The 1,073-nt window shown below is 46.9% G+C and carries 1 protein-coding gene; it reads right to left on the bottom strand.

Annotated features, from left to right (window positions below; translation table 11 throughout):
• Window positions 1-949, bottom strand: a 949-nt coding sequence (locus QUA54_RS34330; RefSeq protein WP_333419508.1) for a DUF4347 domain-containing protein, incomplete at its 3' end; no start/stop codon positions are given.
• Window positions 950-1,073: the final 124 nt, after the last annotated feature.

Here is a 1,073-nt window from a genome sequence, read left to right as displayed (position 1 = left end):
TACAATTATGAGTTAGCTCTAGGGGATGAAATTTAAAACCTCTAATTATAACATAAATCTTTTTTGCAAGAGGTCTACTGTTTTCAGCGGTTACTGCAACTCGAAAAGAAACGCTGTAACCGTTGGTGCGGTCAAGTGTGGGGAAACTTGGGTTGAGTAGACTAAATGTTCCTGCTGGGAAAGGAAAGGGACTATATCTATAGTTTGTGTAGCCTGCATAGCCTGTATTATTATTCGCGGCGGTGACGCTAGCAGTATTAATGCCTGTGTTGGGCGAGTACGCACCAGTAGCTTGGACACCAGAACCAAGTGGGGGAGTTAGAGGTATCTGCCCGTAAGCTAATTGAGTAGTCCCTGATACCCCGATACCGGGTGTTCCAGCCGGCGGTGGAAAGTTACTTGTGCCGTCGTAGAGGGTAAAGCCGAACACAAATGGATAAGTGGCCATTGTTGCGGGCCCGATCGCCAACCCAGAAAAAACCGCTCCCGTTGTATAATCTAGTTCCCAGTCTCCGCCCTTAGCAGAACTGCCGATCGGCGATCTAGACGCAGCAATTTTTGCCTGGGTTAGCTGACTCAGTTGCTGCACAAAGTTAGCGCCCTTCTCCCCCGCCGCTACATCGCACCCATAAAGCAAAATCTCTCCACTCTCTGCCAGGGATCTCGACCAACGCTGCAATTGTTTTGCATAAGTTTTTAAATTGGTCAAGTTTAGATCGATCGCGCCTAGCAGCAAACTCGCGGGGCGACCGTGGGAGATGATATGAATACTTTTAATATTGCTGCGACTCGCTAGTGCTGCCGTGATTTGTTCTACTCCATCCCGCGCCGCATCGAGGGTAATAACTTCTGTACCCGCTGCGATGCCGTTGCGGAGAGTTGGGTTGTCGTGAAGGGCAGAGTCTATAAAGGCGATCGAACTAAAAACTGAACCGATAAAATTTGGCACAATACACCTCTGGTTAGATGACCGTAGGAAAATTAAGATGTGCCGACCTTAGGAATGAAAATTTAATAACACAAGCAAGGTATAATAAACAAATGAGTGAATATCAATGTACTTGACATTTCAT

The sequence above is a fragment of the Microcoleus sp. MOSTC5 genome (assembly GCF_036701825.1).
Taxonomy (GTDB): Bacteria; Cyanobacteriota; Cyanobacteriia; order Cyanobacteriales; family Microcoleaceae; genus Microcoleus; species Microcoleus asticus.
This window is presented reverse-complemented; position numbering and strand designations above follow the sequence as displayed.